Here is a 7,570-nt window from a genome sequence, read left to right on the forward strand (position 1 = left end):
CCTCGCACAGTCGTGCGAGGCCGCCACGGCCGGGAGCAGGAGCCCGGCAAAGAGCTTTCCCACCGCGCATACGCGATGCTGGGCGGACGGTGTCGGTACCAGGACGGGCTCTTCCAGCCCGGCGGAGAGCTAACCGATCGCCGCAGGTATCACGCTTGGTCGATCGCGGGCTCGCTGAGCAGGGTGCGGCGAGCGTCGGCGCTGGCGTTCTCGATTACGTGTCGGATCTCCGACGGTGCGATCGCGTGGTCGAGCACAGTGGAGAGCAGCAACGTCATGGGCTGCTGGGGGTCGGCGTTCTCGAGCGCGATCCGCGCGACGGTTCCGCTGCCACGCAGGTAGGCGTGCACCGCGATGACGATGGACAGCTGGCCGGCGACCGGGTCGCAGCTGTGGCGCCACAGGTGCAGGACCAGGTTCTCGGTGGCCAGGCGCGTCGCGTCATCGGGGACAGCGAGCAGCGCGTCACGGAACGACAGGGTGGAGAAGGTGGCGGCGAGATCGGCGATGGTCGCATCGTCGGTGGGCAGCTCGCCGTGGGCGACAGCACGGATCGCGGCGTCGGCGCGGGCCAGGCGAAGGTGTGCGGCGAGATGCCAGCTTTCGTCGATGGCGGCGGATGTGACGGCGTCGGCGATGTGGGGCTGCAGACGTGCGCGGAGGTTCTCGGGCGCGGGGGTGAATCGCGCCGCGAGGTCGTCCCGGCTGGCGGCGATGGTGTGTCCGGCAGCGACGGCGGCCGCCGCGGCCGCGGTCGACGCGGGGTCGGGCAGGACACCGGTGCGGTCGGGGTCGCGGTAGGAGCGCCAGCGCGCGCCTTCGGCGACGGCCGGCACGTGCACGACGTCCACGTCGGTGAATCCGTGTTCGACAAGCTGCTCGATAACGCTGTCGACGTCGGCGCGCTGCGGAAGCGACCCGTCGGCGTTGTCCTCGTCGACGGTGCGGACGACGATGCCGATGACGCAGAGGACTGGCAGGTTGCCGCATTGCCGGTTGAAGTGCCGCGCGCAGTCTTCGGCGTGGCCGGTGAGGCGGGTGAGGTCGATCCGGGCGAGCGGGCCGGTGGTGACCGAGCCATCGTCGTTGGTGAGCGCAGTGGTCAGCACCAGGGAGTCGTCGGGGATGAAGCCGAGCAGCGCCGGGAGGCTGGCGACGATGGTCGTGGTGCTGGCGGGAGTGAGGGGCATGAGCGTCCTTCCGAACAGGAGGGTTAAGGGCTGTCGGCGGGGACCGGGTGAGGATCAGTGACCGAGTTCGGTGCGCAGCGTCTGCGCGGCGGTGTGGGCGATCCAGGACGGCGACGGTCGCCGGACGTCCCGGCCGGAGGCCGGGATGAATCCGTTGACCGCGACGCTCCAGAAGTCCGGCCAGGGTGCGGCGTCGGTGCGTTCGCTGCGGTAGATGACGATCACGTCCCGTCCGTCGCGGCGGCGGGCGCGGGCGGTGACCCGGATCGCGATCCGCGTCCAGTCGCGGCGCTGCACGGGCTCGTCGTAGAGCAGCGAGACCGGTATCGCGGGCAGCGCCCGGCACAGCTCGACGAGGACGCCGCGCGCGACGTTCCAGGCGCCGAGGTCGTCGAGGCTGCCGCGGCGGGGGATGTTGCAGGTGACCGACTCGGGCAGCACGTAGGAGCGGCTCCAGTCATAGGGGCTGAACCACAGCTGGTTCTCGGGCATCGGTCAGGCCTCCACCGTGGTGGCGCCGCCGACAAGGTGGGGCTGGCGCGCGCATACCGCGGAGTGACCGCCGGGTTCTGCGGTGTCGGAGACGATCCGGCGGCCGCCGAGTTCGGTTTCGATCAGCCGGCACGCCAGCTCGTCAGCGAAATCGCTGTGGTCACTGGTGTTGGGGGCGGTGGATGCGGTCACGGGAACCTCCGTGTCGGGTGCGGATGACCGCGCCCGACCAGCACGCCAGGGGCCCCGGCGCTCGGGCAGCTCGGCGCGGCCGGGCTGCGTGAGGTCGGCGCCGGGGTCCTGGGCGTGCTTTCCTGGCCGCGACCGTCCGCACTGAACACGAGGTGCTCGGACGGCCTCGCTGCGGCTGGCCGGGGCGTGGGGTGCTACTGCGGCGGGGGTTTCGCGGCTGGCTGAGGTGTGGCGTGACCGCGGATGACACGGATGTTGTGGTCGCGCAGGACCTCGGCGTGGCGGCCGTCGTCGGGTACGTACACGAAGGCGGCGGGATCGTCGATGTTCCTGGTGGTGAAGCACAGCATGTAGTGGGGTCCGGCGGTCCGGGAGTCGCTGCAGATCTTCTTGGCGTCAGCGACGCTGACCCGCCAGAGAACCCGCTGGCGGGTCGGGGTGGTGTGTTTGCTGGCGATGAACACCAGCGCTTCGCCAGACGGCACAGGAGTGTCCTTTCCGGATTGGCGGAACGTCAGAAGCTGTGTTGCGGCGGCGTGCTGACCGGGCGGATGCGCAGCGGCGGCGCGAGCAGATAGCAGGCGGCGGGGTGGCCGTAGAGGGTGATGACGTCGTAGCGGGTCAGCCAGACCGCATGCCAAGCCTCGGCGGGTGCACCGAGGCGCCGGTTGACGTCCGCGCCGTGGACGGCGTCGGCGTCAATCTTGTGGGCACTGGTGCGGTAGTGGCTGCGGCGCCCGGCGATCATCGGGCAGGCCGCGATGGTGTAGGCGGCGCAAAGCGGATGCAGCCCAGGTTCGGTGCTCGCGCAGCGGGCCAGGTCGGACTCGCGTACGAGCAGAACCAGACGATCGCCGAGGGCGCGGCCGCAGACGCCGCAGAGCCGCCGGCGGATGGCCGTGTGGGTCTTGGCGGCATCGACCGCGCCGAGCAGATACCGGCCATCGGCAGTGCGGGGCGTCACCCAGGGGATGACGAGACCACCGAGGACCGGCAAGTGTGCCAAGGCAGCGGGGATCGGTGGTGCCGAGTCGGCGGAGGCGGGGCAGGAGGGCATGGCAATCCTTTTCCGCCCGGGCGCGACGGCAGCCGCCGCGCCCGGGCCAGCAGTCGAAGGACGAGACGGTCAGGCGTTGAGGGCGGGTGCGACGACGCAGACGCAGTCGTCGAGGCCCTCGCCGCAGTCCACGCAGCAGACGCCGACGAGCAACCGGTAGCACCAGGATGGGCAGGGCTGGTTGTCGGCCGCGCAGAAGGGGCACGCGCCGCACGCCAGGCACAGCCCGGTTCCAGGGTCGACGGCATCGGTGACACCGCAGTAGTGGCAGCCGTCGTCCAGGCCCCACCACGCGGTCTGGCCGGGGTGGGTGTCGAGGTAGCCGAGGTTGGAGTACCAGGACCGGTTGTCCCAGTACCCCGCGTGCTCGTTGAACAGGTAGCCGTGGTCGGGGTAGCGCGGGTTGACGGTCAGGATGACCAGCTTGTTGGACGCGCCGAGCCAGGACTCGATGCGCTGCCGGGTCGCCAGGCGATCGATGGCCAGGAATCGCTTCGCGGAGAGGATGTCGTCGGCCGCGACGCGGGTGTCCGACCGCGGATCACCGATGCGCGGGTGGGCTTTCTTCGGCAGGACTCCATTGTGGGCCAGGACGGTGCGGGGGTCGCCGCCGATCGGGAAGGGGTGGATGTTGTCTTCGGTGACCGGGCCGTGGGTGGCGAAGCGGCTGTGGAAGAGGGCGGGCTGGTCGGGGTGCAGGCCGCGCAGGGCGGCGAACTCGTCGATGACGGCGGCGGCGTCCATGCCGCGGCCGGTGATGACGCGGTCATCGGCGACGATGGCGTAGCCGTGGCCGTCGTTGTTGTGCACGGCTCCGTTGGCCAGGGCGGTGGTGTCGGGCTGGATCCCGGCGGGAAGGTAGGTCAGCATGCACATGCCAGGTCCTCCAGTTCGGCGGTGAGCGGCGCGTACTGCGGGCGGGTGCGCAGCCACTGGGTGAAAGCTGGCCAGGTCCATCCGCCGCGCGTGGTGATGTCGGGGATGGTGAGGTCGCGGGTGTAGGCGACGGAGGCATCAGCGAAGGCGAGCGCGGCCTGCACGTGCTGGATGTCGAGGCTGGAGGCGAAGACCCGCAGCTCGAAGGTCTCGTCGGGCTGGGTGTTGATCGCGGAGCCGCGCGGCCCGTAGTACCCGCCCTTGCAGGCGTCTTTGATGTTGTCGCGCTCGGAATCGCGGAACGCGGCGTAGCTGCTGGAGCGGCGAGCGAGGGTCTGGACGTCGGAGGCGTTGCGGTAGACGAACTTCATCCACCGGAACACGTGACACGGCCCGGCGAAGGCCGCGCGGCTGATGTGGACGTGCAATCCGTTGCCGTCGCCGCTGCAGCCGGCGCGCTCGAGCGTCTCGAGCAGATGCCAGGGGAAGGAGTCCAGCGCCCAGCGGTAGGCCATCGGGTGGGTGACGAGTTCGAAGCCGTGGTCGATGCTCTGGTCCTCTTTGAGGTAGCCGAGGTCATCGAGGGTGTCGACGGTGTCGTTGATGCGGTCGGAGAGGTGTCCGTGCGGGACGTTGATTTCCAGTTCGAAGCCGAGGTAGCGGGGGCCGATGCCGTGGAAGACCGGTTTCGGCTTGTACCAGTAGCCGTGCAGGCCGTCGAGGTCGTCGTCGGTGTCGTGGTCTTCGCAGTAGGTCCCGCTGTCGATCAGGGTGGTGCAGACGCTGCACTCGTAGTAGTCGAGTTGACCGGCGCAGTCGTCGCACAGGTCGCGGCCGGTCTCGGTGCTGCGGAGTGCGTCGTCGTAGTGGTCGCAGTGGTCGCACAGGTCGAAACCGTCGAGGCAGTTCGGGCACAGCTGGCGGCCGCCGGTGGCGTGGAGCGGTTCGTACATCCGCAGTGGCACGAGGCCCGAGCACCGGGTGCAGGTGAAGGACTCGTCGGCCTCGTCGAGGGCGTGACTTCGGCAGAGGAATCCGTCGCGGATGAGGATGTCGCACTGATCGCAGGGGCCGTAGCGCTCGGCGCGCTCGCAGTACTCGCAGATGCGGCCGTCGTTGTCGGTGGCCGAGGTGACGTCGGTGATCTGCCCGCAGCCGCTGCACTGGTGCAGGGTGCGGACGCAGTCGTCGCAGACGGCCAGCGTGGGGCTCAGATGGAACGGCGTCGTGGTTTCGCTGCCGCAGTCGTCGCAGCGGACGATGTCGTCGACAGGTGTGGTCATGGCGGAGTGGCCTTTCGCGCTGTAGACGTGAAAAAGCGCCCCTCCCGGCGGGAAAACCCGGGAGGGGCGCATGGACAGAAGGGAGAGCCGTGGCGCGGTGTTGGGTGTTCGGCGCGCACCGCGCTACCGGCCCTCGGGGACGGTGGCCCGGTCCGGGTAGGGAAGCCCCGGCTGGGACACCGAGCGGAGAAGCATCAGCTGGCTGGTCCGCCTATGGCGGCTTGTCGCCTGTGGACGGTTATCGTTGTTGCTGTGGTGGCCTCCCGGGCCTCATCGGTGTGCGGGACGCGACGGGGTTTGAGCGCCCGCGGGCCCGGGGCGTGAAGCCCGGCGGGCTCGTCCGGCCGGTGTGAACCGGCGATCGGAAACGCGTGGGCGCGCGGTGCCGCAGCGCCGGTTCACCCGCGCCGGATGTGGCCGGGCGCCGGGTTCAGGCGCCCCGGGACTGGGGGTGCTGTGCTCTCGATCGCCTGCACACCCCGACTGTGCCGGGGTGTTGTTCGTGCCCTACCTGGATTTTCTGTCCTGGCACAGTGCTGACGCGAGATCGCGACAGCCACCGGTTCTCACCGTCAGCGTCTTCCGGTAGCTGTTTCCGTCGTCGCAGAGGCGCCGAGATTAAAGTGAGCAACGTCGGGAGGAAGTACGGCGAGGTATGTCCATTCAGGAGTGTCGAAGGTGCCTCAGAGGTCGGGTGCGGACGTGGTCAGTTCGGTGCGCAGTTCCTGAGAGATGGTGAAGAAGTCCGGGCCGACCGTGGCCGGGTCGATACCGTTGCGGTGCATTGCGCGGACCAGGCGACTGAGCTGGGTCGGCCGCGGATCTTTGGCGAAGATCGCAGCGGCGGAAATACCGTCGTGGCACAGGTAGGCCGTCGTAGCAACCAAGGCAGCCATGTCCGGTGCGTACCGTTCGGGGGCGTGCCGCCACAGGTGCAACCAGAGCGCGTGTGCGGCCGTGGCCTTCTCGGCGGTGGCCTGGGTGAGGTGGATACCGCGAAGGCGAAGATTGGCGAGTGCGGCCAGCAGGTCGGCGATCACTTTCTCGTCGGTCGGCACGTGCCTGCCGGTGGCGGCGCTGACGGCATCGTCGAGCCGGTCTAGGCGCCGGCGCAGGCGCGGGCGGTCGTCGGCGAGTTCTTCTCGCTCGACCTCGTCGGTGATCGGGTCGGCGAGGGCGGCGATGCGGGTGCGGGTATCGGCGTCAGCGGGGAGGAACTGCTGCAGAAATTCGGCGCGGCTGCGGTAAATACGATTGCCCTCCGTGATGACGTGCGTGGTCACGGGTGAGGTGATGGGATCGGTCAGGGTGCCGGTGTGGGTCTCGACGTCGTAGCACGACCAGGTGACTCCGGGGGCGAAGCCGGGCAGGTGCAGGAGTTCGATGTTGGTGAAGCCGCAGTCGTGCAGCCACTGGGTGAAGGTGGCCAGCTGCGGGCGGTAGGGCAGGTCGCCGGTGTCGGTGTTGTCGTGTACGACGGCGCCGATGAGGCGGATGACCGGCTTGTCGGCGAGAACCTGCTGCAGGTTGGAGACAATGTAGCCGGGGCGGCGGACGACCGTGTCGAGGTCGAAGCGGGTGATGGGGCCCATGCGGGCGGTGCCGTCGCCGCGGTCGGTGGCGGCGACGAGGACGAGTGAGTCGGCGGGCACGTATCCCAGCGTGGCTGGGATCGCGGCAAGGAGGTCGGCGTCGGTCAGGTAGATGGCTTCAGGCATCGGAAACCTCACGAAAGGGGGCGGTGACGAGCGTCTACGGGAAGTGGTGGTGGGAAGCGCCTTTGCGCTGGGATGAGGGCGCGGCGAACGGTTGTGGTGTCCGGTTTTATGGGTCGCGGCGGCTGGTTTCCCTCAACGGGCTTGAATTTCGTGCCGGGCGCGGTTGACCGGCTGCTCCCGGAGCGCGCCGGCCTTGTTGTGGTGCCGGGTGTTTGCCGGATCGGCGCGTCGTCGCTCCTACGCGCGTGCGCGGCTGGGCCGTGGGGCGGCGCGGTCGGTGAGGACGCGCGGGTGTTCACGTCCCGCGGCGATGCCGTCGCGGATGGTTCTGCTCAGCTCGGTGTGGTTGAAGTCTGCGACACCGAGGTGCCGGCGGGCGGCGTCGGTCAGGTGCTGGGTGATCGCGGCGGCGCTGATCCAGCCGTTGCCGAGCAGCTCGCCGAGAGCGGCTGCGGCGGCGAACACCGTGATGTGGCGGTGGCCTTCGGTTGCGGTCGCGACGTTGCGACACTCGGCGTCGAGGGCCGCCTGGACGTAGGCGGTGACCCGGCGGCTGGTCGCCGGAAGCGGAGAGGGTGGGGCCGCGTCCGGCGGTGGTGGAGGCAGTGGGGTGAGGGCGGTGACCAGCCAGCTAGGGAGGATGGCGACCGGGAGGTCCCCGGTGACGGTGTAGGGCACGGGCACGCCGTGGACGGTGGCCAGCGAGCCGGGCGCGGTGACGAGGGCGCCGGGGCCGCGGGTGTCGACGTGCCAGCCGAGCCC

General features: G+C 69.9%; 8 protein-coding genes and 1 pseudogene. All 9 read right to left on the reverse strand.

The genetic code is table 11. The annotated features are described in order from the left end of the window. Positions 1-149 precede the first annotated feature (149 nt). Positions 150-1,190 (reverse strand): DUF4192 domain-containing protein, encoded by a 1,041-nt coding sequence (locus ACWEVN_RS44520; RefSeq protein ID WP_452055306.1) that lies wholly within the window; start codon positions 1,188-1,190, stop codon positions 150-152. A 54-nt stretch (positions 1,191-1,244) separates the two neighbouring features. Further along, positions 1,245-1,682 carry a hypothetical protein gene (locus tag ACWEVN_RS44525; RefSeq protein WP_452055307.1) on the reverse strand — a complete coding sequence of 146 codons (438 nt, stop codon included), beginning with the start codon at positions 1,680-1,682 and terminating at the stop codon, positions 1,245-1,247. Positions 1,683-1,685: 3 nt separating this feature from the next. Further along, the gene (locus ACWEVN_RS44530; RefSeq protein ID WP_452055308.1) at positions 1,686-1,874 is read right to left on the reverse strand and encodes a hypothetical protein; all 189 of its coding nucleotides are present in this window, start codon (positions 1,872-1,874) and stop codon (positions 1,686-1,688) included. A gap of 194 nt (positions 1,875-2,068) precedes the next feature. Further along, positions 2,069-2,359 (reverse strand): hypothetical protein, encoded by a 291-nt coding sequence (locus ACWEVN_RS44535; RefSeq protein WP_452055309.1) that lies wholly within the window; start codon positions 2,357-2,359, stop codon positions 2,069-2,071. Positions 2,360-2,388: 29 nt separating this feature from the next. After that, on the reverse strand, positions 2,389-2,871 hold the full coding sequence (locus ACWEVN_RS44540; RefSeq protein WP_452055310.1) for a hypothetical protein: 483 nt from the start codon (positions 2,869-2,871) through the stop codon (positions 2,389-2,391). 129 nt (positions 2,872-3,000) lie between these two features. After that, a complete protein-coding gene (locus ACWEVN_RS44545) occupies positions 3,001-3,807 on the reverse strand; it encodes a hypothetical protein (RefSeq protein ID WP_452055311.1) in 807 nt (268 codons plus the stop codon). Continuing rightward, positions 3,795-5,090, reverse strand: coding sequence for a hypothetical protein (locus tag ACWEVN_RS44550; RefSeq protein ID WP_452055312.1), 1,296 nt, complete (start codon positions 5,088-5,090; stop codon positions 3,795-3,797). Before ACWEVN_RS44550 ends, ACWEVN_RS44545 begins: the two co-directional genes overlap by 13 nt. Positions 5,091-5,773: 683 nt before the next feature. Next, on the reverse strand, positions 5,774-6,808 hold the full coding sequence (locus ACWEVN_RS44555) for a DUF4192 domain-containing protein (protein ID WP_452055313.1): 1,035 nt from the start codon (positions 6,806-6,808) through the stop codon (positions 5,774-5,776). Between the two features lie 237 nt (positions 6,809-7,045). Beyond that, positions 7,046-7,570 (reverse strand): annotated as a pseudogene (locus tag ACWEVN_RS44560) (bifunctional DNA primase/polymerase); the annotation flags it as partial.

It is taken from the genome of Amycolatopsis sp. NPDC003861, assembly GCF_053605405.1.